Raw genomic sequence first — 24,243 nt, forward strand, 5'->3', positions numbered from 1 at the left:
ATCGATGCTGACTGCCGCGGCGCTGACCGCCACACTGCTCTCCGGGTGGACTGCACAGGCAGATCCCGCGTATCCCGCACCGGACCCGGACCCGTTCTATTCGCAAGCAGCGGCCGAGGGGACCGCCGGCACGCCGATCTCCGTACGGCGAGCCCCCGATCTGACGACTTTTCCGGGCGTCGCGATCTGGCAGGTCAGTTACCGGTCCACGAACTCCGAGAACAAGCCGATTGCCGCGGTCAGCACTATCCTGGTCCCGCCGAATCAAACGCAAGACGGCCCCCTGCTCTCCTATCAGCACATCGTCAACGCACTCGGAACAGGTTGTGCGCCATCGCGAGCGCTCTACGCATCGGATCCCAACATCGTCATCCGTGAAGCACCCATCCTCAACGTCGCTCTGCAGCGCGGATGGACTATAGCGCTTCCCGACCATCTCGGACCCAACAGCGCATACGGCGCCGCAAGACTGGGCGGACAGATCACGCTCGACGGCATACGCGCCGTCCAGAAAGTCCCAGAATTGCGTAGCGGCGCCAGCCCAGTCGGCATCGCTGGATACTCCGGTGGCGGTATGGCCACCGCGTGGGCAGCTGCGCTGGCGCCGACCTACGCACCCGAGGTCAACCTCGTCGGTGTTGCCGAGGGCGGCGTTCCGATGAACCTGTCCAAGATGGCCAATGGACTCGGGCAAGATCCGCACCCGGCATTCGGCCTTGCCTTCGCCGCAGCGATGGGCCTCGAGCGGGAGTATCCCGACCTCTTGCCGCTCAGTAACCAACTCAACGACCTCGGTCGGTCGATGCGGTCCGAACTCACCAATGCCTGCACCAACGACATCCTGAGAGTTGGCGCCGGGCGCAGCGCTTCCCAGGTGTCTACGTCGACTTCCCTGTTGTCCAGTCCTGAAGTGCGAAAGGTGATGGACGACAACAGCGTCGAACTCTATCCGGGAGTACCGACCGCCCCCGTGTTCGAATGGCACACGCCCGACGACGTGCTGATTCCCATCGATTCGGTGGTCAACACCATTTCGAGGTACTGCGCCGCAGGAGCAACAATTCAATCCCAACTGTTCCCCAGCCCGGACCACCTCACCACCGCTGTCCTCGGTCTACCCACCGCGTTCGAGTATCTACAGGACAGATTCGACGGAGTGCCCGCGCCACGGTCGTGCTGAAGATCTCTGGCGTGATGTATCGAGCAGGCGCGGCGCGTGGCCAACTCCGTGTGCCCGTGGCATCGTTGAGTGTATGAGCGACACGGATGACACCGGCGCGGCCGGCAATGGCGATTACAGTCTCGACCCCGACGACCAGCTTCAACCCGAAGACACTCTGATCGATCGAGGCGTCGACGACATTCTCGACGAGGGAATCTCACCACCGGAACGCCCACTGGGACTTGATGCCCACGGGTTGACCGGCAGCGAGGAATCAGCGGGGGAGACCCTCGACGAGCGCTTGGCCGAGGAAGAACCCGATCCGTACGCGTCGCTGGGTGATCCGCTTAAGGATCCCACCGATGCCGACGAATTCGAACGGGAAGAAGAATTCCCGAACGGCGACGAAGTGGGTAACCGCCGCGTCGGGCGTCTCGTTGCCGAAGACGAGGGCCGATACGAAGACGAGGAAAGCGAGCTAATCGCCGGAGACGTCGGAATCGACGGCGGCGCAGCGTCGGCAGAGGAAGCCGCGATGCGTCTGATCGACGACTCAGAGGACTGAACGACCGCCGACCTGTTGTGACTCTTGATCGGTGAGAACGATGGAATGGACGTGATTTCCGCCCATCCTCTTACTTTCGTACATCGCCGAATCGGCTAGGCGGTGTAGATCGTGCAGGCCGCTTTCTGCTGCCTGCACGTCCGGCCAGCCGCCGTTGTGTACGGCTATGCCGATGCTCGTCGTCGAGAGTGGTTCGCCCGTAGGGGAGTTCATGACGGGGTGAATCCGCGCGAGCAAGTCGCCGACATAGGGCAACGGCATCATCTGAACGACGACGAATTCGTCACCGCCGATACGAGCGATCGCTGCGTCCGATCTGGCCCAGTCGTGGAGTCGATACGCGGTCCGCAAGATGACGCGGTCACCCACGTCGTGACCGTAGGTGTCGTTGAAGTGTTTGAAATTGTCGATGTCGATCACCACAACCAGCAAAGACTGATCGAGGCTGGATTTCGCTTGTAGGAGTTCGGAAGTCCGCCGCGCCAGTCCACGCCGATTCAGCAGATCCGTCAATGGATCGAGTTCGGAGCTCTGCGCGTCGTTGCTCAGGAGCGCCAGAACAATCTGTGTGACGACCGGTATGACAGTGATAACAGGGATGGCAAAGGCAATGCGTCCCAGTACGTCTGAGGCTGACGAAGGCGCATCCGTGAAAACCCCGATGCTGGCGACAACGATAATCGCCCCGGACCACAGGAGGTGCCACAGTTGCGCTCGAAGGTTGTGAAAGAAGGCTACATACGAGCCGACGAGCCCGAAGACAAGACATCCGAGCAACCGCTGATCCGGATTCGCCTCGGCCAGCACGATCACCGCAACGGCGAAGTCCCCGCCAACGACTAAGAAATACGACCTTTCACGGGTAGTCGCAATGACCGGCAGGGCAATTCCGCCGATCATCACAAGCACTGCGACGCCGACGTCCAACGGAAATCCGATGGTCTGTACCGAATGGGTGCCCAAACGCTTCAGCAGAATCGTGCCACCCAGGAGGAAGACCAATACGCCGATTCCAATCCGAGTCGGCATCAGAATTCCGTTGTCGCGCAAGAATCGCGTGAATCGGTCAAACTGGTCTGGCACTGCGAGCCAGCGGTGCACGACCTTGGGTGTGTCGCTCATCGCGGCCCCTGACCATGAGAAGCGGCCGGTCGAATACAACACATGCGGCGATAGTAGTCCGTGGCAATGACAATGGAACTGCACTCGCGTCCAGCCTGTCGCCCCCGATACGTCACAGTGACGAATTGAGGTCAGGTGGGTGGAGATGGGCAAGTCGCGTTCATCAACACTAATCGACATCAGAGCGCTTATTGGACGATCTTGCTTCGTAACCGACTAGGTAACTCGGCGTAGTCGTAGTCGCCGACAAGGCCAGATGGCCGTCGCTGGCAACTCGGCCGGCGACAGTCGAGGCGCAACGATCAAGTCGCCCGAGGCGCTCAGTGATCTCGGACGGAAATCTGTAAACAGTGGGCAGCTGAACCGACAGATCGACATGGGTAGGTGACGTCGAAGATGAATACAAGAAACGGCACGTGAGCCGGATATCGCCAGGTCGACAATTTGCCGATAATCTACATTATGTCAAGTAATGGATATTCGAACGTCCCCCGTCAGCTCGTCCGCTAGCTTTACCCACATGGATTCCGTTGCGCTCGTCCTCGGCTCACCGCGTGGTCGTCGATTCTGCGCGAACGTCGGGTACGCGTGCCACGCCAGCGCACGCACATCCGGTAGACACTGGCCTCAATCGACCGAACATGCGCTTGAAGTACTCGACACTGTTGACGTCCGAGCAATCACTGAAATGTCGGAACTCGAGATTCTGCACTGTCTCGCGTATGCCGTGGATTGTGCACGCTACTGGGAGCCGCCCGACGAGGAAGACGTGATCTTCGTCCGTCCTGAGGTGATCGCGGCATTGCGCCCGATCGCCGGAGCCCTTCTCGACTCGCCACACACCGCCTGGTGGACGGGGCCGGCTGACCTTCTGAACCAGAATCTGGTCGAAAAGCGAAACCCCATCTACGGCTGGTCGGAACTACCCTTGCGGATTTACCGTACAGAAGACGGCCTCGAACAGTGGCGCGCTGAGGTACTCGACTACGAACGCCAGTTTCTGGAATACCAGATCGAAGATCCGGACCGTCACATCGGCGGCGAATGGTGGTCTATCCCTTTTGCCAACGGCACAACCGAAACAACCAGGGCCCGCGATGGCATCGGGCCCCTCGGGGTGTTCCTCGAAGAAGACAGCTCCTCGAACGAGGCTCGGGTGCAGCCGGTAAGGACCTACGGTGCGCCCCGCATCTACGAGATCACCGGTCCGCAGGACTGGGCGAAACTGGTCGATACCTATCCCCTGCCCGTGCCCGCTTCACGTCGCTCCGTGTGGTATGACACGACCGGTGAGTACCGTGAATGGTTCATTCCGGACTGGGTTTCGGTGTCCGCGGATTACGACGCCGTCCACCTGACCATGATGGCTTATCTGACCACGCCAGGCCTCGCGATCCCGTTGTCGGCCAACGCAGGGGCCACCGTGCTCGCCGGGTGGGATCCGGACGCCACATTCTGGCTACGAAGCAACAACATCACCGTCGACGGCGACCCGACGGGCTGACGTTCGGCGACATCGATTTCAGCAGGTGCGACCGCACGGCCGCCACCGCGCGGTGCCCTCGATCCCCTGTTCCAGGGTGAACGCCGGAACCCCCTCCTGCACAGGGAGCACGTTCGTCTTGCTGGACAACTGTCAACCGACCGGCATCTCCCACGGCGCCACCGGAAGCGTGTTTCCGGTCTCGAGATAGGACTTCAGGTTCGACAGCACCGCCGACCATCCGCCCGCTACCTCCATGCGAGCCGATTCGTCCGCCAGATCGGTGTGCTTGACGGTCAGACGCACGATCGCATCGAAGGATTCGATGTCGAAGCTCACCCGAGAGATGTCAACGCCCGGCTCGCCGTTCGGGTCAGCCCAGGTGGTGACCAACCTCGATGGCGGGTTGCTCTCGACCACGGTGCCGACTACATCCGCAATGTTCGAACCGTCGATCCGTTGATGCGCCCACGTTGATCCGGGCTGCCAATCGGAGACGTTGCTGTGTCCCCAATACTCCGCAGTGGCCTGTGCATCCGTGAGCGCTTTCCAGACGTTCTCGGCCGTACTGGCGATGTAGGTGACATACACAAAACTGGGCTTGTCGGTCATGGCTTCCTCCGCGAGTTTTTTGACGGCACTGAGCGCATTCAGGCGCGGCACCTCGAACTTGTTGATCCATCGCTCTCGAATTTCTTCGAGCGCAACGGGATTGAGATAGTGAAGTTTGGATCTCCCCTGCCGAACCGTGCTGATCAGATTTGCTTCCTCGAGCGCGGTGAGGTGTTGCGTGACAGCTTGTCGACTCATGTCGAGGCTGTCGCACAGCTCTCCGAGCGACTGACCGTTGGCTACGAACAAGCGGTCCAGAAGAAGCCTCCGTGTCGGATCGGCAAGAGCTTTGAACACTGCATTCATCCGGTCGACCACAACCTCACAATATGCAAGCATTTACTTGCATGTCAATGGTTGGGCGTGCCGGGTTTCCGAAGTAGGGATCAATGAGGTGTGATGTCACTAGGCAGATGTGGTCTGAATCCCGGATCGCAGTACACGAGAGGTTGGGCACATGGACTGGGCAGCAATTGGAGTAGGTGTCGGGTATGCGTCGGTGGCCCTGTCGATCCTGGTTTTCGTCGGCGGGTGCATCGCGCTGTTCATCTTGTCGGTCCGCCAGTAGCCGACACCTCGACAAAGTGGTGATCACCCCCGGTTCGGCGAAGCCGATCGCATCGGGAGTGATCACCACCGGGGCCGCTTGATCGATTCGGACCCAGCTGCGCTCGATGGGCTGCTCGCAGAGAAGCTCGGCCGCGGTGGGACTACCGTAGGACTGTCGCCTAGAACTCGAGGAGTACGGAATGAGCATCCAGTCGGTTGAACCGCACCGCCACCGCGTAGTGGTGATCGGTTCCGGCTTCGGAGGATTGTTCGGCACTCAGGCTCTCAAAAAAGCCGATGCCGACATCACGATGATCGCGCGTACAACCCACCATCTGTTTCAGCCTCTCCTCTATCAGGTTGCCACCGGCATCCTCTCGGTCGGGGACATCGCTCCCGCTACGAGGCTCGTGCTGCGCAAGCAGAAGAACGCCCAGGTACTGCTCGGTGAAGTCGAGACGATCGACCTCGAGAACCGGACTGTGACCTCGCGCCTGCTCGAACGCGTCACGGTAACGCCATTCGACAGTCTGATCGTGGCAGCAGGTGCCGGTCAGTCGTACTTCGGTAACGATCAGTTCGCAGAATTCGCCCCGGGTATGAAAACAATCGACGATGCCCTCGAACTGCGTGGACGTATCCTCGGCGCGTTCGAACAGGCCGAGCTGTCGGACGATCCTGCCGAGCGCGCGCGCTTGCTGACCTTCGTCGTGGTCGGCGCCGGCCCCACTGGCGTGGAGTTGGCCGGACAGATCGCCGAGCTTTCCCGCCGAACGCTCGACGGCGCTTTCCGCAAGATCGATCCGCGTGAGGCACGTGTTGTGCTCCTGGACGGCGCGCCTGCAGTCCTGCCCGTGTACGGCGGCAAGCTCAGCCGTAAGGCAGCCGAGACGCTCGAGAAGCTCGGCGTAGAGATCCAGCTCGACGCGATGGTCACCGACGTCGACAACGACGGTCTGATCATCAAGGAGAAGGACGGCACGCTTCGCCGTATCGAGTCGCAGTGCAAGGTGTGGTCTGCCGGAGTTCAGGCGAGCCCGCTCGGGAAGCAGCTCGCAGAGCAGAGCGGCGGAGAAACCGACCGCGCCGGCCGCGTGATGGTCAATCCTGACCTGTCGCTTCCCGGACACCCCAATGTCTTTGTCATCGGCGACATGATGTCGCTCGACAAGCTTCCCGGTTTAGCTCAGGTCGCCATGCAGGGAGGCAAGTACGCGGCTAAGCAGATCAAGGCGGAACTGAATGGTCAGTCCCCCTCGGCGCGAGTTCCGTTCAAGTACTTCGACAAGGGCAGCATGGCAACGATCTCGCGCTTCAGCGCGGTAGCCAAGGTGGGCAAGCTCGAGATCAGTGGTTTCATCGGATGGGTTGCCTGGCTGGCAATTCACCTTCTGTACCTAGTTGGGTTCCGTTCGCGCGCCTCGACGCTCTTGTCATGGGCGGTGACGTTCTTCGGGCGTGGCCGTGCTCAGATGGCGTCCACCGAGCAGCAGGTCTTCGCGCGAAACGCGATGGGCGAATTGGAGAAGAAGAACAAGGAAGCGACGACGGCCGGCAGCGCCTTCAACGACGAGTCGAAGAAGACCGCAGGCAAGCAACAGAAGGCTGCCGGCTGATCAGCACCTGAGTCAACAACGAAGGGCGGCAGTGGAGTTGAACTCCATTGCCGCCCTTTACCGTGTTCTCAGTTTCCGATCTTCGCCACCTCGGTGATGTTCGCGAGGCGAACCTGTCCCTTGGAGACGAGTCTGTCGTTCTCGTCGGTGATGCGAACCTCCCAGAGTTGCTGAGTGCGTCCGCGATGAATCGGGGTGGCTTCTGCGGTGAGTGTGCCTTCCCTCGTTGCACGCAGGAAGTCGGTGTTGTTGTTGACTCCGACCACGTGGCCTCGCTCGCCCAGCCATACGGTGCCACCGACGCTGGCGAGAGACTCCACCACCGAGCAGTACACGCCTCCGTGCTGAATCCCTGCGGGCTGGTGCAGCGTGGGCTTGACCGTCCATTGCGCCCGCACACGATCTGGGCTCAGTTCGGTGTATTCCAGGCCGATGGTGGCGTCGAAGCCCGTTCCGAGCCGTTTCATCATCTCTGCGGTCTCAGCAGTGTCGACCATGCCATCTCCATCTGTGATTCTCCGGCGCCGGTGTGGCAGCCACTCCCTACTTGATTACACGAGAGGTAACTCGAGGTTGGAATCAGGTCTGAAAAAAGAACCGGCGGGTTTCACATCGATCGATGTGAAACCCGCCGTGGGAAGGACCGGGAGTCTCTGCAGCCCTCAGGACTCCGGCGCGGTCCGGCAGTTTCGCCACTCTCGCGGTGTGTAACTCTCCGCAAGGCGTTCCACAATCATAGGCAAGGCTGACCTAATTTAGCAAGCCCTTCGTCAAACTGGTTCCAGCGAGGACGCAGCGAGACCCTACGGCGCGCGCGAACCGGCAACCCGGCTGCGACAAAGGCGTCGAGGAGTCCCTGTCCACGGCGCTGCGCTACCGATTCGCCATCACCGACCAGGATGGGGACATAAGCGGCTGCACCCAGGATCGACTCCCCCACCAGTCCCCAGAATCTGAACTGGTCGACGGGCGCACATCTGGCCACGGCGTCGTAGATGGCGCGCAGCGACGTCAGGCAACGGTGTGCAGTCCAGATGAGGAGGGCCTCTTCACATGGCATGTCGACGACGCCGTCACTTCCGGACTCTCGCCCGTTGGGTGCCACACGAAGCGTTTCGTCGACCACGCCTGCCCAGTCGATTCCGCCGTCGCTGTCCATGTGGATGAACAGGTTTTCGAGCCCCGGGTCCCAGGCGGACCCCTCGGAGACGATGGATGCGGCAACTCTGCCGACCACGGCATGAATGAGCGACGTCGCAACCTGTATCGCGGCAGCTTCAGCACTGTCGAGATCCTGAAGTGAGCGGGCGAACATCTGTTGCACCCGATCCCCACCCAAGCCTTCACTGAGCTGCCACCAGCGCCGCTTACCTTCGCCTGCCATGGAGGCAACCGCGTAGACGCGCGGATAGTCAGGGTTGAGTGCTCGTAGGCGAACGCTGGTGCGGCTCAATGCGTTCGACCGGAGTTCGAATTCACGAACATCCGCATGCTGGGTGGTCAAGGTGATTGTCACCGTGCACTCCAATCGGCCGAAGTTGTCTTGTGGTTCTTAATGTAGGTTAGCCTCACCATAATTCAAGAGTAAAGAACTGTGACGCTTGGCACCGCAAATACACAGGAACTTGCCCCACAGGGAGCACGCCCACATAGGGTTCCGTAACCTAAGATGCGAATTCCCTGCGCACAAAGACCAGGAGCTCGAACCGCCAGTGACGATGATCAAACCTCTCGGGAACGGACATCCCCGAGGACCCAGCGAGACGTACGGACGGCGCATAGTGCCGCGCGGCCCGGCTCCTGTCCGAATGCGTGTCCTAGCTGGGATTTTCGACGCGGGGGTGTTCCTGCTTCCCTTGCTCGTCGGCTGGTACATCGTTCAGTCGCTCCGAGACGAGAACGGTGGCGGCGAAGCCGACCGCGCCGTATTCGGTGGCACGGCAATAGCCATCGCCGTCGGTCTCCTTGTGTGGAACCTCGGATTCCGCGAAGGTGCCACGGGCCGGACCTCGGGAAAGGGATGGGTAGGTCTGGTCACGCGTGACGCGAAGACAAAGCAACCCATCGGTGTTCGCCGGGCTCTGCGCAGGCCGTTCGATCGAACCGGTATCGAGGTGGTCCGTGAAAGCACGGCGCGCGAAGAAGGGTTCGAGGAACTCGCGCGTGACAACAGTGTCGGGGCAACTCGTCGTCGCCGGCTGATCGGTCTTGCGGTGCTGACGGTTCTTCTCGCGCTCGTCATGCTCGCGAGCATCGCGGTGGGTGCTCGGCCGCTGACGTTTGCCGAGATCTTCCACGCCATCTTCAGCTCGGACGGTACCCAGACGGACATCATCGTGCGAACGTTGCGTGCTCCGCGGACCATCCTGGGTCTTGTTGTCGGCATCGCACTCGGTATCGCCGGCGCCCTGATTCAGGGACACACGCGTAACCCGTTGGCGGATGCCGGTCTACTCGGGCTCAATGCCGGCGCGGCGTTCTTCGTTGTCATGGCGATCTATCTCTTCGGCTTCACCGCACCGAGTCAGTACCTCTGGTTCGCGTTTGCAGGATCGTTCGTCGCCAGCATCGTCGTCTTCGGCTTGTCCTCGATCGGGAACGGCGGCGCAAGTCCTCTGAGTTTGGCTCTGGCGGGCGCAGCCGTCGCGTTTTTCCTGCAAGCCATGACCAATGCCGTGATCATTCTCGACCAGACCAGCCTGGACGCCTACCGTTTCTGGGTAGTCGGGTCGGTGTCCGGTCGCGGGTTCGACGTTCTCTGGCAGGTCCTCCCCTTCCTGATACTCGGTTTGGTCATCGCCCTGGCAAGTACGCCGGGGCTCAATGTCCTCAGCCTGGGTGAAGACGTCGCAAAAGCGTTGGGAACGAACATCGCGTTCAGTCGCACACTCGGCATCATCGCGATCACCCTGCTGACCGGCGCCGCAACTGCAGCGTGTGGACCGATCGCGTTCATCGGATTGGTGGTCCCCCACGTGGCCCGGGCCATCACCGGACCCGACTACCGCTGGCTGGTCCCGTACGCGGGGTTGCTCGGTGCGGTCATGCTGATCACCGCGGACATCATCGGTCGCGTAGTCGTGCGCCCCGGTGAGTTGCAGGTCGGAATCATCCTGGCCCTCTTCGGCGCCCCGTTCTTCATCGCTCTCGTACGCCGCAGGAAGTTGGCAAGTCTGTGACGCTCAAGCAAGAACTCCGGGTACTCCCCCGGACCGTCCCCTCACGTAAGTCGATTCGTGTCGGTGGATTCTCGCTGGTCTACCGTCCGCTCGCGGTGTCGGTGAGCATTGCACTCGCGGTCGCACTCTTCCTTCTGCTCTGCATCAACATCGGACGCGGCGACTATCCGATTTCGATCCCCGATGTCATTTCCGTCCTGCTGGGTAATGGAAGCAAGACACAGAACCTGATCGTCTTCGACCTCCGACTTCCTCGCTCGCTCACCGCGCTCTTCATCGGTATGGCACTCGGCATCGCCGGTGCGGTCACCCAGACGATCGCTCGCAACGCCCTCGCAAGCCCCGACATCCTCGGAATCACGGCCGGATCGAGTGCTGCCGCGGTTGCTCTCATCGTGCTCGGCGGCGGCGGATCGTTCGTGGGACTGCTTGCCACACTGGGGATTCCGTTAGCCGCACTCTGTGGCGGACTGCTGACAGCAGTGGTGATCTACGCCTTGGCATGGCGCAAAGGCGTCGAGGGGTTCCGCCTCATCCTGATCGGCATCGGCATCAACGCCATGCTCGTGGCAGCGACAGGGTGGCTCCTCATCTCGGCGGACATCAACGACGCTTCCCGCGCACAGGTGTGGCTCAACGGTTCTCTCAACGGTGCCACCTGGAATCAGATGTGGCCGGTAGCCATCGCTGTCGCGATAGTCGGCGGTTACGCGGTGATCGCCTCGTTCACGATGGGAGCGCTGCGGTTAGGCGACGACAACGCCACCTCACTCGGTGTTCGCTTGCAATCATCGCAGGCCAAACTGTTGCTCTCCGCAGTGGCGCTGGCCGCCATCGCAACCGCTGCAGCAGGTCCGGTCGGCTTCGTCGCCCTGGCTGCGCCACAGGTCGCCATGCGTCTGGTGCGCTCTGCCGGCCCGCCCATCGTGGCTTCCGCGCTGACCGGTGCTGTACTGGTGGTCGGCAGCGACGTCATCGCTCGAACAATTCTGCCTGTGGAACTCCCCGTCGGAATCGTGACTTCCGCACTGGGTGGTCCGTTCTTGCTCTACCTGTTGGTTCGTAACAATCGGAAGGTCACAGCATGACCACCATCGCCCAGTCCACCGATGCCCCTTCGCGCCTCGTCGCGCAGAATCTGACGCTCGGGTACGGGGATCGCATCATCGTCGACGGGCTCGATCTCGAGATCCCCACCGGCGTGATCACGACGGTCATCGGACCCAACGGTTGCGGCAAGTCGACACTTCTACGCGCGCTGGGCCGTCTACTCAAGCCCAAGGGTGGATCGGTCATCCTCGACGGCAAGGCGATCAGTTCGATGAAGACCAAGGAAGTCGCGCGGGTCCTCGGAATGCTCCCCCAGGCTCCGGTAGCGCCCGAAGGGCTCACCGTCGCCGATCTGGTCTCACGTGGACGCCACCCGCACCAGTCGTGGATTCGGCAGTGGTCCGCGGACGACGAGGGCGAGGTCGCCCAGGCACTCGAGCTGACCGGTGTCTCGGACCTTGCAGATCGGCCGGTCGATCAATTGTCCGGTGGCCAGCGTCAGCGGGCCTGGATCTCGATGGCTCTCGCCCAGGGGACCGACATCCTGCTCCTCGACGAGCCCACCACGTACCTCGACCTTGCGCACTCGATGGAAGTCCTCGACCTGGTGGATCAACTCCACGAGGAAATGGGGCGCACCGTGGTGATGGTTCTGCACGACCTCAATCTCGCAGTTCGGTACAGCGATCATCTGATCGTGATGCGCGACGGCGCCGTCGTCGCTTCGGGAGTCCCCAAGGACATCATTTCCGCGGAACTTCTGCTCGAGGTATTCGGTCTCGAAGCTGCGGTCATCGACGATCCGGTCTCGGATCGGCCCCTGATCGTCCCGATCGGCACCCGGCACGTCTTCGGCGCTGTCGGCGGGCCGGCCAGGCCCGCCTGAAGATCGCGAATCAGCGACCCAGAATCGTCCGAACGAGTTTGAATCCCTGACCGATCGACACGGTCGGCAGATACGCCCGCCCGACCGCGTTGCCGATGCTCGGTAACGCGGCCGGATCGGCAAACGTCATGTGCATCGGCACGTACCGGGGTTGGAACTTCGATTTGAAGGCCAGCAGCGATCGGAAGCCGTACACCGGTTCCAGTGTGCGACCGAGCAGATCAAGGACGCTGTCCATCATCGCCGAGAAGGTCGTGGCCTCAGGTTCGGCTGCGTTGGTCTCGGCTGCGTCCGTAGTGGAGTCGGCGGCGATTGTTGCCAACGGCGCACCGGACAGACTGAGGAACTCGACACCCTCCTCCTCCAATTTCAGTGCGGCAGAAGCAATGAGGAACTCCATCGCGGGACGGAACCCTTCGGAGCGTCGCCTCATGAAGTCGAGGGTCCAGCCGACGACCTTGCCGTCGCGGTGCACCGGCAGCCACGACGTGACACCGTGCACCGTGCGATCCTCGTCCACGGCGATCAGGCAGCGCACCGCCTCGTCGTCGACCTCGTCGAGTCCGCCGAGAGTGAAGCCCATCTCGGGCATCCCCTTGTCCGCTACCCATTCTTCCGAGATCGCGACGATCTGATCCTTGATCGCGAGAGGCGCGTGCGGGAAGGAAATCCACTCGGCCGTGATCCCGGACTTCTTCGCCCGATTCAGTGCCGTGCGCACGTCCTGGAACCGCTTGCCCGTGAACGCGATTCCCCCAAGATCGAGCACTGTTTCCTCAGCGACCTGTAGGCCGCTCCAGCCCATGGAATCGGTAATGGTGCGTGCGTCGTCGGTCACCGAGTAGAAGCACGGGATCCAACCGTTCGACGACGCGAACTCGGCGAACCCCTCGATCGCTGCGCGCATCCGATCTGGAGGACCGACTGGGTCACCGGTGGTGAGTGCGACTCCGGCGATGACACGGTAGGCGACGTAGCTCGAACCGTCTGCACTGAACCAGTAGGTGTTGCCCTTCCAGGTCGTCATCCACGACAACGGACTGCCGGTGCCGGCGAGCAACATCGATCGCGCACGTTCGGCGGCTTTCGGATCAGCGGTCTTGACGGGCTTGAGGAAGCTCACGAAGACCAGCACGGCAGCAACGCCCCAGAACACGACGCCGGTCCACTCGAACAGCAACGTCGACTCGATGTCCACGGGAAGGAGGCGCGGGTCGATCAACTGCAGGTACACCGGCGGCACGAGGCGCTGCGGGAAGTCTGCGAGCAGCATGGTGACAGTGGGCTCGCGGTCGAACCCGTGCCTGGCGAGCATTCCGCCGCCCACGTAGATCACGGCGAGGACCCCGAGCAACGTCACGATCGCGACGCCCAAGCGTCTGTATGTCTTGGCCGGGGCTGCCACGTCGAAGTATCGGCGTGTGGAGATCAACAGGATCAGCACGAACAGCGGCGTCAGGAACGGCACGAGTGTCCGGTACACGTTCGGATCGCTGATTCCGTAGAACAGACTGTCGCTGTCCACGGCGTCGACGAACCTGATGACGAAGTTCCCGATCGAGAGGACGAGCAGGACCACCTGGGCGCACACGGTCGCCATCCAGGCGAATCTGCGGCCACGACGCAGCCCGTCGCTCAGCACCAGAACAAAAATCGACGGCATCAGCGAGAGCAGGGTCGGCCCGACACCGGAGAGTCGGAGCTCGAGGAGACCTCGTCGACAGTCCGGGTCCGACGCGGACTCGGCGCACAGTTCTCGAACCTCGGCCACCGTCCACGGAACTCCGCGGAAGAGGTCACGCAGGACGGCAAGTGGACCTACCGCTTGCGGGGACAGCGCGGCGATCATCGGGCCGATCGCACTGGCCGCCACGACGATGGCCACGAGGACGCGGCCCTCCCGCTGGGTCCCGGCAATTCGCTCACCGCGAGCCGACCGCCCCACGACCCATTGGCCGATCACCAGACCTACGACGGAGGCGAAGAACCTGATGACATCTTGAAGCTGGCCGCTGAACAGGGCCAAGGTGATCGTCAAAGCCAGGGTTCCGACGCGGATGCGTCGACGCCACAGTGTGCCCATGTTCGAGCTGGCGGCCATTGCGGCGCCGACGATCCATGCACTCGCGCCGACAGCGGAGCCGACGTGTAGGCGGAACCCCCAGTTGGAGTCGAACACCTTCGCGAACGATGCCCAGCCGAGGCCGAGGAGCACACCGAGGATTTGGGTGCTCGCTCCGGCGATTGCGAGCTTGACGGTCCCCATGCGCCGCTCGAGGGGCGCAGCGACCGCGATCAGGAGCACGCTCGCACCGATGTACCCGAGCAGGTTTCCCGCCCACAGAGTGGAGGTGAGCGGAGTCCAGATGCGACCGTGCTGGATCGAGCCTATTCCCGCGCCGATCGCGTGCTCGAGATCGCGGGACGGTCCGTGCACGAGACTGCCGGTGGCAGCGCCCAGGATCCACATGGTGAGAAGTAGAACGACCGTCAACGGGGCGTCGCGAATGCCGAAACGAACGATGTCGGCAGATTTCTGCGCGACTGCCCATGCCCGTGATGTGGATTCTTCGGCGCCCGGCGAACTGTCGATCGTCATCTACGTGCGGCTACTTTCTGCGGATCGACTGTTGGCTTGCTCAGTATCGGGCATTTCTCGCTGCTCTCACCACCGTAACCGTCATGCAGATCACTATGGCCAATACCACACCCCCACCGAGGTGGTTACTACTACCAGTAGTACGTATTTCGTCGTGGAAGTCCGTAGAATCGAAGAATGGCAGGTCTAGGTGAACTCGAACGCGCGGTGATGGATCATTTGTGGTCCACATCAGAGCCGCAAACTGTGCGACAGGTGCATGAAGCACTCGCGACGCATCGCGAATTGGCGTACACGACGGTCATGACCGTTCTGCAGCGCCTGGCGAAGAAGCATCTGGTGATTCAGCAGCGTGACGATCGAGCGCATCGCTATCTTCCCGTCAACAAGCGCGAAGAACTGGTTGCGAGCCTGATGGTCGACGCTCTCGCCCAGGCTCCGGAGTCCGGCGGTCGCGCTGCGGCACTCGTTCACTTCGTGGGCCAGGTCAATGCCGACGAAGCAGATGCTCTCCGCGAAGCGCTCGCTGCCCTCGAAGTGCGCGAGTCCGCGAAAAAGGCTGCGCAGCCCGGAATTTCTAGGCCGAACTGAATTCGTCGTGCATGATGTGTAGGACATGAACGCCACTACTGCACTGGTTTTCGGACTGCTTGCCTTGTTGCTGGCCGGTCCGGTACCCGCACTCCTGAGCCGCTCGACGTGGCCTTACCGCGCTCCACGCGCGGCGTTGGTTCTGTGGCAAGCCGTCGCAATCGCTGCGGTGTTGTCGGCATTCAGCTCGGGCCTGGCCATTGCCAGCCAGCTGCTCGTTCCCGGCGCTGACGGAAGGCCGACGACGGCTCCGACGGCCGAGATCGACGCCCTCGGGTTGCCGCTGTGGATTCTGTACGTGGTTGTTTTTGCCCTGACGCTTCTGATCGGCGCAAAGCTGATCTTCTCGGTCATCCAGGTCGCCGTGAGGACCAGGCGTCGCCGTGCACGTCACCGTGTGTTGGTCGACTTACTCGACGATTGCGCCATGCCCGCCTCGGTCGAACGCACACCCGACCTGCGAGTGCTCGACGTCGACGAACCGATCGCCTACTGCCTGCCTGGCCTGCGTCAACGAGTGGTCCTCAGTCAAGGCACTCTGCAGAACCTCGATCATGCCGAGGTCAAGGCCATCCTCACGCACGAGCGTTCGCACTTGCGGGCTCGTCACGATCTCGTCCTCGAGGCATTCACCGCCGTCAACCACGCGTTCCCCCGTTTCGTCCGTAGCAAGTCGGCTCTCGGATCCGTACAGCTCCTGGTTGAGTTACTCGCCGATGATTCGGCAGTCCGCGCTACCGGACCGACTCCCCTGGCGCGAGCACTGGTCGCGTGTGCCGGATCGACCGCACCGCGCGGAGCGATGGCAGCGGGCGGTCCGTCAACGCTCATTAGAGTGCAGCGCCTCTCGGCTGACGATGCCGATCCCCGGATTGCGATTTTTGCGTATCTGGGGGCGGTCGCCATTCTCGTGGTGCCCACCGTGGCTGTGGCAGTGCCCTGGCTCACCGAACTTCGCCTGCTTTTCAACGCCTACTGAGTCTTGACCAGCGCAACCACGTGCAGTAGTGCAGGTCACAGCCGGGGTTACCTGACTTAGACCTAGCCGGTGGCGTAGAGTGGACCACGGCCACCATCGTGGTCCGTCAACATATAACGGCACACAGCCCAATTCCCCGCAGTATGCGTTCGGATTGCCAGGTGACATGTGCCCTGGCTCGTCCCTTTGCGAACTGTGTCGTGTATTTCAGCATGGCTTCTTCCGCTCCGCGACGTGCCCGTAGTCCGGAGAGGTTTCCGCGTGACCAACGCTGTCCAAATGTCGTCTTCCGAGAACATCGAAGACACCACCATCAACACCCCCGCTGCCGAAGAAGCAGTCGCCACCGAGCCGGGTATCACCTTCGCCGAGATCGGCCTGCCCGAGCAGCTTGTTGCCGCATTGGCGCGCAACTCCATCACCGTCCCGTCTCCCATCCAGGCGCAGTCCATTCCGGACGCGCTCGCCGGAACCAATGTTCTCGGCCGCGCACAGACCGGATCGGGCAAGACCCTCGCATTCGGCCTGCCGATGCTGACCCGCCTCTCGCGTCACGAGGATCGCCCGGCCGCCAAGCGTCCCCGTGCACTCGTGCTCGTCCCCACCCGTGAGCTTGCTTTCCAGGTGGTCGACTCCCTCAACTCCTACGCCGGCGCACTCGGACTCACGGTTCGTCCCGCTGTCGGTGGAACGCCGTTCGCCAAGCAGGTCGATCAGCTCCGCCGCGGCGTCGACGTTCTCGTCGCCACCCCGGGTCGTCTCGGCGACCACCTGCGTCAGGGCACCTGCATCCTCGACTCGGTGGAAATCACCGCACTCGACGAGGCCGATCAGATGGCGGACATGGGCTTCCTGCCCGAGGTTCGCTCGATCCTCGGTGAGACCCCCGCAGACGGACAGCGCCTGCTGTTTTCGGCAACCCTCGACCGTGAGGTCCAGTCGCTGGTTCGTCAGTTCCTGGCCAACCACGTCACGCACTCCACCGAAGACGGTCGCGCGAGCGTCGACACGATGGAGCACTACGTCCTCCTCGTCGACCGCGGCCAGAAGGATTCCGTCCTCTCCGAGATCGGTGCCCGCGACGGACGCACGATCATGTTCGCCCGCACCAAGCTCGGTTGCGAGGGAATCACCGACCGCCTCCGCGCAGTCGGCATCGCCGCCGAGTCGCTTCACGGCGGCAAGGCACAGAACCAGCGCACCCGCGTCCTCGAGCGCTTCAAGAACGGTCGCACCCCGGTTCTCGTTGCCACTGACGTCGCCGCACGCGGAATCCATGTCGACGGAATCGATCTGGTTGTTCACGTCGATCCCCCGGCCGATCACAAGGATTACCTGCACCGCGCCGGCCGCACGGCTCGCGCCGGCGAGAAGGGCACCGTCGTGGCCATCGTGCTCCCGAATCAGAAGCGTGGGTTCAAGCGTCTGACCGGAATGGCCGGCGTCAATGCCGCTGCCGTTCCCGTCACCCCGGGTTCTGCTGAGCTGGCTCGTATCACCGGCGCCAAGAAGCCGACCGGAGAACCGTTGCGCGAGAGCTCTTCTCGTGGCGAGCGTTCCTTCGGTGATCGTGGCGGAAGCCGCGGCGGCTACCAGGGCAACCGCTCTTCCGGCGGATACCAGGGCAATCGTTCCTCGGGTGGGTACCAGGGCAACCGCGACGGCGAGAGCCGCGGCGGATACCAAGGTGATCGCTCCAGCGGTGGATACCAGGGCAACCGCGACAGCCGTCCCTCGACCGGATACCAGGGCAACCGCTCATCCGGCGGATACCAGGGCAACCGCGACGGCGAGAGCCGCGGCGGATACCAAGGCAACCGCTCTTCCGGTGGCAGTGGATATCAGGGCAACCGCGACAGCCGTCCGTCCTACGGAGACCGCGACAGCCGTCCCTCGACCGGATACCAGGGCAACCGCTCATCCGGCGGATACCAGGGCAACCGCGACGGCGGCGACAATCGCGCAGCCGCGACCAGCGGCGGTGGCTTTCGCAGCCGCACCGACCGTCGTAGCTATGACGGATTCGACGGCCCGAAGCGCGATCAGCGGTAATACCTGCGCTGAGCTGCGGCTCGACAACTGAACACTGAGAACCTTCCGGCTGTGCCGGAAGCTGTATCGAGACGGATGCAGGTCACTGCAATTAAAGTGATCTGCATCCGTGTTTTGTATGCACGGTCTGATGTTCACGCGCGTCGTGGCCGCACCGTTTTCGGCTGCGCACAGCGCAGGATTTCACAGCCGCGGACCGAGAGGGAAAGCTGTAAGTATGTCAACCACTAGCACCGAATCACCCCGAGCTCAGATCGGCGTCACCGGCCTGGCCGTCATGGGTTCGAATATTGCCCGCAATTTCGCCCGCCACGGTCACACCGTTGCCCTGCACAACCGCAGCATCGCCAAGACCGATGCCCTGATCGCCGAGCATGGTTCCGAGGGCGATTTCGTGCGCACCGAGACCGTCGAAGAGTTTGTTGCCGCACTGCAGAAGCCGCGACGCGTCCTGATCATGGTCAAGGCCGGCGCCCCGACCGACGCTGTCATCGAAGAGCTCGCGAACGCCATGGAGCCCGGCGACATCATCATCGACGGTGGCAACTCGCTCTACACCGACACGATCCGTCGTGAAGCAGCGATCCGTGCCCGCGGTCTGCACTTCGTCGGCGCTGGAATCTCCGGTGGCGAAGAAGGCGCACTCAACGGTCCGTCGATCATGCCCGGCGGCCCGAAGGAGTCCTACGAGGCTCTCGGCCCGCTTCTCGAGTCCATCTCCGCTCACGTCGACGGCACCCCGTGCTGCACGCACATCGGCCCCGACGGTAGCGGTCACTTCGTCAAGATGGTGCACAACGGCATCGAGTACGCCGACATGCAGCTCATCGGCGAGGCGTACAACCTCTTCCGTGACGCGCTGGGCTACGACGCCGGTCAGGTCGCCGACGTCTTCACCGAATGGAACAAGGGCACGCTCGAGTCCTACCTGATCGAGATCACCGCCGAGGTGCTCCGTCAAATCGACGCCGAGACCGGCAAGCCGTTGGTCGACGTCATCGTCGACGCTGCCGAGCAGAAAGGCACGGGCCGCTGGACGGTCAAGTCCGCTCTGGATCTGGGCGTGCCGGTCACCGGTATCGCCGAGGCCGTGTTTGCTCGCGCACTGTCCGGTAGCCGCAATCAGCGCGCCGCAGCCCAGGCGCAGGGCCTGGCTTCGGGTTCGCTCGGCGACAAGCCGGCTGACGCCGAGCAGTTCGCCGCTGACATCCAGGCCGCGCTTTACGCGTCGAAGATCGTGGCGTACGCGCAGGGCTTCGATCAGATCGCTGCCGGCAGCGCCGAGTACGACTGGAACCTCAAGCCTGCCGACCTGGCAACGATCTGGCGCGGTGGCTGCATCATCCGTGCGCAGTTCCTCAACCGCATCAAGGACGCGTTCGACGCGGATCCGAGCCTGCCGAGCTTGATTCTGGCACCGTACTTCCGTGAGGCCATCGAGGCAGGCATCGACAGCTGGCGCCGCGTGGTCGCCACCGCGACGATGCTCGGCATTCCGGTACCGGCGTTCGCGTCTTCGCTCTCGTACTACGACGGTCTCCGCGCGGAGCGTCTGCCGGCCGCCCTGACTCAGGGTCAGCGCGACTTCTTCGGCGCGCACACCTACGAGCGCATCGACAAGCCGGGCAAGTTCCACACGCTGTGGAGCGGTGACCGCAGCGAAATCGAGGCCTGATTCACAGCGGGTATCGGTAGATGCGGTCATCTGCGTCTACCGATACCCGGTAGCCTGGACAAATGCAGGAATCGACGATCGACTCGCCCACCTCGACCGAAGGGCGTTCGTTCGTCGACCTCGGAATCCCCGCCGTGATGGTGCACGCGTTGCGCCGTAGCGGCATCGATGCCCCCTTCCCCATTCAGTCGGCAACCATCCCCGATGTCCTTGCCGGTCGGGATGTCCTCGGGCGCGGCGCGACGGGTTCCGGAAAGACTCTGGCCTTCGGGCTTCCGATGCTGGTGCGCCTCAAGGGTGGGGCGAGCAAGCGGAATCGTCCGCGCGGTTTGGTGCTCGCTCCCACCCGTGAGCTGGCGATCCAGATTCACAAAGCACTCGACGACGCCGCTACCGAGATCGGTTTGCGTGTGGCAAATGCGGTCGGTGGCGTTCCGATCAAGCGTCAGGCCGACATCCTTGCCCGCGGCGTCGATCTCCTGATCGCAACCCCCGGGCGCCTACTCGACCTACTCGAGCAGAAGTCGGTGATTCTCGACGACGTCGTGATCACGACCATCGACGAAGCCGACCACATGGCAGACATGGGTTTCATCGACGAGGTTGCGAAGATTCTCGACACGACACCGAAAGACGGTCAGCGCCTGCTCTTCTCGGCAACACTCGACGGCAAGGTCGACGATCTGGTCGCGGGTTACCTGCGCAATCCGGCGTCGCACTCGACTGCTCCCCCGGTTGCCACCGTCTCGACCATGGAGCATCACCTGCTCTTCGTCGACCGCGACGACAAGAGATCCGTTGTCGCACATATTGCTTCACGGGCGGGGCGGACCATCATGTTCGTCAAGACCAAGCACGGTGTGGATCGTCTTGCGCAGCAGCTGCATTTGATCGGCGTTTCTGCCGGCGCACTGCACGGCGGTAAGACGCAGAACAACCGGACCAAGACCCTCGCGTCGTTCTCCGACGGAACAACCCCCGTCCTGGTCGCCACTGATGTCGCGGCCCGCGGAATCCATGTCGACGACGTGACCCTCGTTGTTCACGTCGATCCCCCGGCCGAGGCCAAGGACTACCTGCACCGCGCCGGCCGGACCGCTCGCGCCGGTGAATCGGGCGTCGTCGTCACCATCGTCACCGACGAAGAACGTGACGCGGTCGAGAAGTTGACCAAGCAGGCAGGCATCAAGGTTCACGGTGTGCGGGTCCGCCCCGACGATCTGGAACTCACGCGTATCACCGGAGCAATGGAGCCGACGGGCATTCCGGTCGAGGCTCCCGATACGACCGTCGCCGTCAAGCACACCGCAAAGCGTGGCCGCCAGGAACACGACACCGCAGGTCGGACGGCTGCCGGTGGCCGCATGAAAAAGGACGGCGACAAGCGAGCCGCCTCCTCGCGGCGCGTCACCGATCCCAAGAGTGTGAAGAAGATCCGGGCCGACGGCACCCCGGTCCCGACCCGTTCGGAACGTTTGGCCTCCAAGGGCCTGACGCCGCGGCGGGGTGCACCGGGCGCAGGAAAGCCGTCTGCCGGAAATCGAGCGGGCAAGCGCGCACACTGAGGACATGGGTGATCTTCCACTGATCTCGGTTCTCTGCGCACTCGTCGCCGCACTGCTCTTCGCGTGCGCGTCCGTCGCTCAGCAGCGGGCAGCGTCGGCGGTTCCCGAGGGCGAGGCGCTGGTGGCGTCGCTGATTCGGAGCCCTCGGTGGTGGGCCGGATTGATCGGCGACGGCGGTGGTTATGTCATGCAGGCCGTTGCACTGTCGTTGGGTTCGGTGTTGGTCGTGCAGCCGCTGATCGTGACCTCGCTGCTGTTCGCGCTGCCGCTCTCGGCCAAGTTCTCGGGTATCCGCATCACCCGTTCGGCGTGGTCACTGGCGATCATGCTCGCGATTTCGTTGGCGATCTTCCTCGTGGTCGGCGATCCCACCGAGGGTGACAGCAATGCCCCGTGGCCCGATTGGGCTGTGCCCCTGACGATCACGGTCGCAGTCGCCGTGGTCGCGACCATCGGCGGCTTGTCCAAACTCGACGGTGGTTGGCGCGCACTGCTTCTCGGCTCCGCGGCCGGCATCTTCTACGGCGTTGCGGTCGCGTTCACCAAGTACGTCACCGACCTACTCGGACACGGCGTCGTCGGGGTGATTTCGGCCTGGCAGACGTGGGCTCTGATCGCCTCGGGTGCGATCGGGGTCTACCTGCAACAACGCGCGTTCCAGGTCGGGCCGCTGTCAGCGTCGCTGCCCGCTCTCACGATCGGCGAGCCGATTGCGGCCATCTTCCTGGGGATGACGGTTCTGGACGAACGCCTCCGCGTCGACGGCCCCGGAATTGCTCTCATCGGGTGCGCTGTCGCCGTCATGATCATGACCACGATCGCCCTCTCCCGCTCACAGGCACGCGATACCGAGGGCGCCGCGGCGGAATCGACGGTAAGCTCGTGAAACGTGCAGTTCCTCGAAGGGCAACGCCCCCCATACGACCTGACCTACGACGACGTTTTTCTCGTCCCTAACCGGACAGAGGTCACCTCCCGGTTCGACGTCGATCTCACTTCTTCCGACGGATCCGGAACCACCATTCCCGTCGTCGTCGCCAATATGACCGCAGTAGCCGGCCGCCGTATGGCCGAGACAGTTGCCCGCCGCGGCGGGCTGGTCATCATTCCGCAGGACGTCCCCACCGAAGCCGTCGCCGAGACCGTGGCATTCGTCAAGAGCCGCCACCTCGTCGCCGATACGCCGGTCACCTTGAGCCCGGTCGACGCCGTCTCCGACGCGCTGGCGCTTCTGCCCAAGCGCGCTCACGGCGCCGTCGTGGTGGTCGAGGACGGTAAGCCACTCGGTGTAGTCACCGAGGCCGCCTGTGCTGACGTCGATCGGTTCACGCGTCTGCGCTCGGTCGCCATCACCGACTTCGTCACCGCCCCGGTCACCGCTACACCTCGCGAGGTGTTCGAACTTCTCGAAGCCAAGCACGATCCGCTGGCGGTCATCGTCAACGAAGACGGCACTCTTGCCGGCGTCCTCACCCGCACCGGTGCGATTCGTGCGGGAATCTACGATCCCGCAGTCGACGAGCGGGGCGCACTCCGGGTTGCCGCGGCGGTGGGTGTCAACGGTGACGTGGGCGCCAAGGCAAAGGCACTCGTCGACGCCGGTGCCGACGTGATCGTCGTCGACACGGCGCACGGTCACCAGCAGAGAATGATCGATGCGCTCACCACTCTCAAGGCGCTCGACCTCGGCGTCCCGTTGGTCGCAGGCAACGTGGTGTCGGCACAGGGCACCCGCGATCTGATCGCGGCCGGCGCGGACATCGTCAAGGTCGGAGTCGGGCCGGGCGCTATGTGCACGACGCGCATGATGACCGGCGTCGGACGCCCACAGTTCTCGGCCGTCGCGGAATGTGCCGCAGCGGCACGTGAGCTCGGCAAGCACGTCTGGGCCGACGGCGGAGTTCGCCACCCCCGCGACGTCGCACTCGCCCTCGCAGCGGGCGCGTCGAACGTCATGATCGGCTCGTGGTTCGCCGGTACGTACGAGTCCCCCGGCGACCTCAAGGTCGATCAGGCGGGCAATGCGTACAAGGAGAGCTTCGGCATGGCGTCCAAGCGCGCCGTTGCCGCTCGCACGGCCACTGAAACGGCTTTTGATCGCGCCCGTAAGGGATTGTTCGAGGAGGGCATCTCCAGTTCGCGGATGCGTCTCGATCCCGAGCGCCCGGGTGTCGAGGACCTGATCGATCAGATCTGTTCCGGCGTGCGCAGTACCTGCACGTACGCGGGTGCGCGCTCACTCGAAGAGTTGCATGAGAAGGCAGTTCTCGGTGTTCAGTCCGCTGCCGGATTCGCCGAAGGACGGCCGCTTCCGTCAGGTTGGTGATCAGGGTTCCGTGACAGTCGGCGGGTGCTCGGGTCCCTACTCCCGGACACCCGCCGGTATCATTGGTTCCGTAAACAGAAAACAAAACTCGGTCGGGTGCCCTTCGGCGACCCGACCGAGCCCGCTACAGCCGAGAAATCCTCGGCTCCGACGAGAGGAACCCGGTGCCCGAGGCACCCACACACTTACCCGGCGCTACACCCGTCGTTTTATCCGAGGAATCGTCTGATTC

The 24,243-nt window shown here is 63.0% G+C and carries 19 protein-coding genes; 14 read left to right on the forward strand and 5 right to left on the reverse strand.

The window, feature by feature from the left end; genetic code table 11:
* Nucleotides 1-4 precede the first annotated feature (4 nt).
* A complete protein-coding gene (locus ACSW29_RS21225) occupies nucleotides 5-1,180 on the forward strand; it encodes a lipase family protein (RefSeq protein ID WP_317828088.1) in 1,176 nt (391 codons plus the stop codon).
* A gap of 73 nt (nucleotides 1,181-1,253) precedes the next feature.
* A complete protein-coding gene (locus ACSW29_RS21230; protein WP_448278231.1) occupies nucleotides 1,254-1,727 on the forward strand; it encodes a DUF5709 domain-containing protein in 474 nt (157 codons plus the stop codon).
* Here ACSW29_RS21230 and ACSW29_RS21235 read toward each other — a convergent pair.
* Nucleotides 1,716-2,849: a diguanylate cyclase gene (locus ACSW29_RS21235; protein WP_448278232.1), complete on the reverse strand. Its 1,134-nt coding sequence runs from the start codon at nucleotides 2,847-2,849 to the stop codon at nucleotides 1,716-1,718. The two genes, ACSW29_RS21230 and ACSW29_RS21235, sit on opposite strands and share 12 nt — an antisense overlap.
* Nucleotides 2,850-3,369: 520 nt before the next feature.
* On the opposite strand from ACSW29_RS21235, the gene ACSW29_RS21240 reads away from it, so the two are divergent.
* On the forward strand, nucleotides 3,370-4,353 hold the full coding sequence (locus ACSW29_RS21240; RefSeq protein ID WP_448278233.1) for a hypothetical protein: 984 nt from the start codon (nucleotides 3,370-3,372) through the stop codon (nucleotides 4,351-4,353).
* A 132-nt stretch (nucleotides 4,354-4,485) separates the two neighbouring features.
* Here ACSW29_RS21240 and ACSW29_RS21245 read toward each other — a convergent pair whose 3' ends face one another.
* On the reverse strand, nucleotides 4,486-5,283 hold the full coding sequence (locus ACSW29_RS21245; protein ID WP_317828035.1) for an ArsR/SmtB family transcription factor: 798 nt from the start codon (nucleotides 5,281-5,283) through the stop codon (nucleotides 4,486-4,488).
* Nucleotides 5,284-5,693: 410 nt separating this feature from the next.
* Here ACSW29_RS21245 and ACSW29_RS21250 point away from each other — a divergent pair, with 410 nt between their 5' ends.
* A complete protein-coding gene (locus tag ACSW29_RS21250) occupies nucleotides 5,694-7,109 on the forward strand; it encodes an NAD(P)/FAD-dependent oxidoreductase (RefSeq protein WP_448278234.1) in 1,416 nt (471 codons plus the stop codon).
* A 68-nt stretch (nucleotides 7,110-7,177) separates the two neighbouring features.
* Here the strand turns inward: ACSW29_RS21250 and ACSW29_RS21255 are convergent, their stop codons facing one another.
* Entirely contained in the window at nucleotides 7,178-7,606 is a 429-nt protein-coding gene (locus ACSW29_RS21255) for a PaaI family thioesterase (RefSeq protein WP_003945020.1), read from the reverse strand.
* A 236-nt stretch (nucleotides 7,607-7,842) separates the two neighbouring features.
* Nucleotides 7,843-8,625 (reverse strand): hypothetical protein, encoded by a 783-nt coding sequence (locus ACSW29_RS21260; protein ID WP_448278235.1) that lies wholly within the window; start codon nucleotides 8,623-8,625, stop codon nucleotides 7,843-7,845.
* Nucleotides 8,626-8,827: 202 nt separating this feature from the next.
* Between ACSW29_RS21260 and ACSW29_RS21265 the strand changes: the two genes are divergently transcribed.
* The 3 genes from ACSW29_RS21265 to ACSW29_RS21275 are packed head-to-tail and all read left to right on the forward strand — an operon-like array spanning nucleotide 8,828 to nucleotide 12,224.
* Complete coding sequence (locus ACSW29_RS21265; RefSeq protein ID WP_230815749.1) at nucleotides 8,828-10,288, forward strand: FecCD family ABC transporter permease; 1,461 nt, start codon at nucleotides 8,828-8,830, stop codon at nucleotides 10,286-10,288.
* Nucleotides 10,285-11,376, forward strand: a complete 1,092-nt coding sequence (locus ACSW29_RS21270; protein WP_448278236.1) for a FecCD family ABC transporter permease — start codon at nucleotides 10,285-10,287, stop codon at nucleotides 11,374-11,376. The genes ACSW29_RS21265 and ACSW29_RS21270 overlap by 4 nt, the downstream gene beginning before the upstream one ends.
* Entirely contained in the window at nucleotides 11,373-12,224 is an 852-nt protein-coding gene (locus ACSW29_RS21275) for an ABC transporter ATP-binding protein (protein ID WP_448278237.1), read from the forward strand. Before ACSW29_RS21270 ends, ACSW29_RS21275 begins: the two co-directional genes overlap by 4 nt.
* Nucleotides 12,225-12,234: 10 nt before the next feature.
* Here ACSW29_RS21275 and ACSW29_RS21280 read toward each other — a convergent pair whose 3' ends face one another.
* The gene (locus tag ACSW29_RS21280) at nucleotides 12,235-14,823 is read right to left on the reverse strand and encodes a bifunctional lysylphosphatidylglycerol flippase/synthetase MprF (protein ID WP_317828029.1); all 2,589 of its coding nucleotides are present in this window, start codon (nucleotides 14,821-14,823) and stop codon (nucleotides 12,235-12,237) included.
* 177 nt (nucleotides 14,824-15,000) lie between these two features.
* Here ACSW29_RS21280 and ACSW29_RS21285 point away from each other — a divergent pair, with 177 nt between their 5' ends.
* From ACSW29_RS21285 to ACSW29_RS21315, 7 genes are all read left to right on the forward strand, one after another.
* A complete protein-coding gene (locus ACSW29_RS21285) occupies nucleotides 15,001-15,414 on the forward strand; it encodes a BlaI/MecI/CopY family transcriptional regulator (RefSeq protein ID WP_003944876.1) in 414 nt (137 codons plus the stop codon).
* A 25-nt stretch (nucleotides 15,415-15,439) separates the two neighbouring features.
* On the forward strand, nucleotides 15,440-16,393 hold the full coding sequence (locus tag ACSW29_RS21290) for a M56 family metallopeptidase (protein ID WP_230815619.1): 954 nt from the start codon (nucleotides 15,440-15,442) through the stop codon (nucleotides 16,391-16,393).
* 261 nt (nucleotides 16,394-16,654) lie between these two features.
* Complete coding sequence (locus tag ACSW29_RS21295; protein ID WP_230815618.1) at nucleotides 16,655-18,445, forward strand: DEAD/DEAH box helicase; 1,791 nt, start codon at nucleotides 16,655-16,657, stop codon at nucleotides 18,443-18,445.
* A gap of 217 nt (nucleotides 18,446-18,662) precedes the next feature.
* On the forward strand, nucleotides 18,663-20,120 hold the full coding sequence (gene gndA, locus ACSW29_RS21300; RefSeq protein ID WP_448278238.1) for an NADP-dependent phosphogluconate dehydrogenase: 1,458 nt from the start codon (nucleotides 18,663-18,665) through the stop codon (nucleotides 20,118-20,120).
* A 62-nt stretch (nucleotides 20,121-20,182) separates the two neighbouring features.
* Complete coding sequence (locus tag ACSW29_RS21305) at nucleotides 20,183-21,685, forward strand: DEAD/DEAH box helicase (protein WP_448278239.1); 1,503 nt, start codon at nucleotides 20,183-20,185, stop codon at nucleotides 21,683-21,685.
* Between the two features lie 4 nt (nucleotides 21,686-21,689).
* Nucleotides 21,690-22,571 (forward strand): DMT family transporter, encoded by an 882-nt coding sequence (locus ACSW29_RS21310; RefSeq protein ID WP_448278240.1) that lies wholly within the window; start codon nucleotides 21,690-21,692, stop codon nucleotides 22,569-22,571.
* Between the two features lie 3 nt (nucleotides 22,572-22,574).
* The gene (locus ACSW29_RS21315; protein ID WP_347872743.1) at nucleotides 22,575-24,011 is read left to right on the forward strand and encodes a GuaB1 family IMP dehydrogenase-related protein; all 1,437 of its coding nucleotides are present in this window, start codon (nucleotides 22,575-22,577) and stop codon (nucleotides 24,009-24,011) included.
* Nucleotides 24,012-24,243: the final 232 nt, after the last annotated feature.

The organism is Rhodococcus sp. GB-02 (assembly GCF_053470465.1).

What these genes read in the sequence shown, in the direction of transcription:
- gndA (WP_448278238.1), top strand. Translation starts at nt 18,663, where the DNA reads ATGTCAACCACTAGCACCGAATCACCCCGAGCTCAGATCGGCGTCACC.
- ACSW29_RS21230 (WP_448278231.1), top strand. Translation starts at nt 1,254, where the DNA reads ATGAGCGACACGGATGACACCGGCGCGGCCGGCAATGGCGATTACAGT.
- ACSW29_RS21285 (WP_003944876.1), top strand. Translation starts at nt 15,001, where the DNA reads ATGGCAGGTCTAGGTGAACTCGAACGCGCGGTGATGGATCATTTGTGG.
- ACSW29_RS21250 (WP_448278234.1), top strand. Translation starts at nt 5,694, where the DNA reads ATGAGCATCCAGTCGGTTGAACCGCACCGCCACCGCGTAGTGGTGATC.
- ACSW29_RS21240 (WP_448278233.1), top strand. Translation starts at nt 3,370, where the DNA reads ATGGATTCCGTTGCGCTCGTCCTCGGCTCACCGCGTGGTCGTCGATTC.
- ACSW29_RS21225 (WP_317828088.1), top strand. Translation starts at nt 5, where the DNA reads ATGCTGACTGCCGCGGCGCTGACCGCCACACTGCTCTCCGGGTGGACT.
- ACSW29_RS21305 (WP_448278239.1), top strand. Translation starts at nt 20,183, where the DNA reads ATGCAGGAATCGACGATCGACTCGCCCACCTCGACCGAAGGGCGTTCG.
- ACSW29_RS21265 (WP_230815749.1), top strand. Translation starts at nt 8,828, where the DNA reads ATGATCAAACCTCTCGGGAACGGACATCCCCGAGGACCCAGCGAGACG.
- ACSW29_RS21310 (WP_448278240.1), top strand. Translation starts at nt 21,690, where the DNA reads ATGGGTGATCTTCCACTGATCTCGGTTCTCTGCGCACTCGTCGCCGCA.
- ACSW29_RS21255 (WP_003945020.1), bottom strand. Translation starts at nt 7,606, where the DNA reads ATGGTCGACACTGCTGAGACCGCAGAGATGATGAAACGGCTCGGAACG.
- ACSW29_RS21245 (WP_317828035.1), bottom strand. Translation starts at nt 5,283, where the DNA reads ATGCTTGCATATTGTGAGGTTGTGGTCGACCGGATGAATGCAGTGTTC.
- ACSW29_RS21235 (WP_448278232.1), bottom strand. Translation starts at nt 2,849, where the DNA reads ATGAGCGACACACCCAAGGTCGTGCACCGCTGGCTCGCAGTGCCAGAC.
- ACSW29_RS21280 (WP_317828029.1), bottom strand. Translation starts at nt 14,823, where the DNA reads ATGACGATCGACAGTTCGCCGGGCGCCGAAGAATCCACATCACGGGCA.
- ACSW29_RS21290 (WP_230815619.1), top strand. Translation starts at nt 15,440, where the DNA reads ATGAACGCCACTACTGCACTGGTTTTCGGACTGCTTGCCTTGTTGCTG.
- ACSW29_RS21275 (WP_448278237.1), top strand. Translation starts at nt 11,373, where the DNA reads ATGACCACCATCGCCCAGTCCACCGATGCCCCTTCGCGCCTCGTCGCG.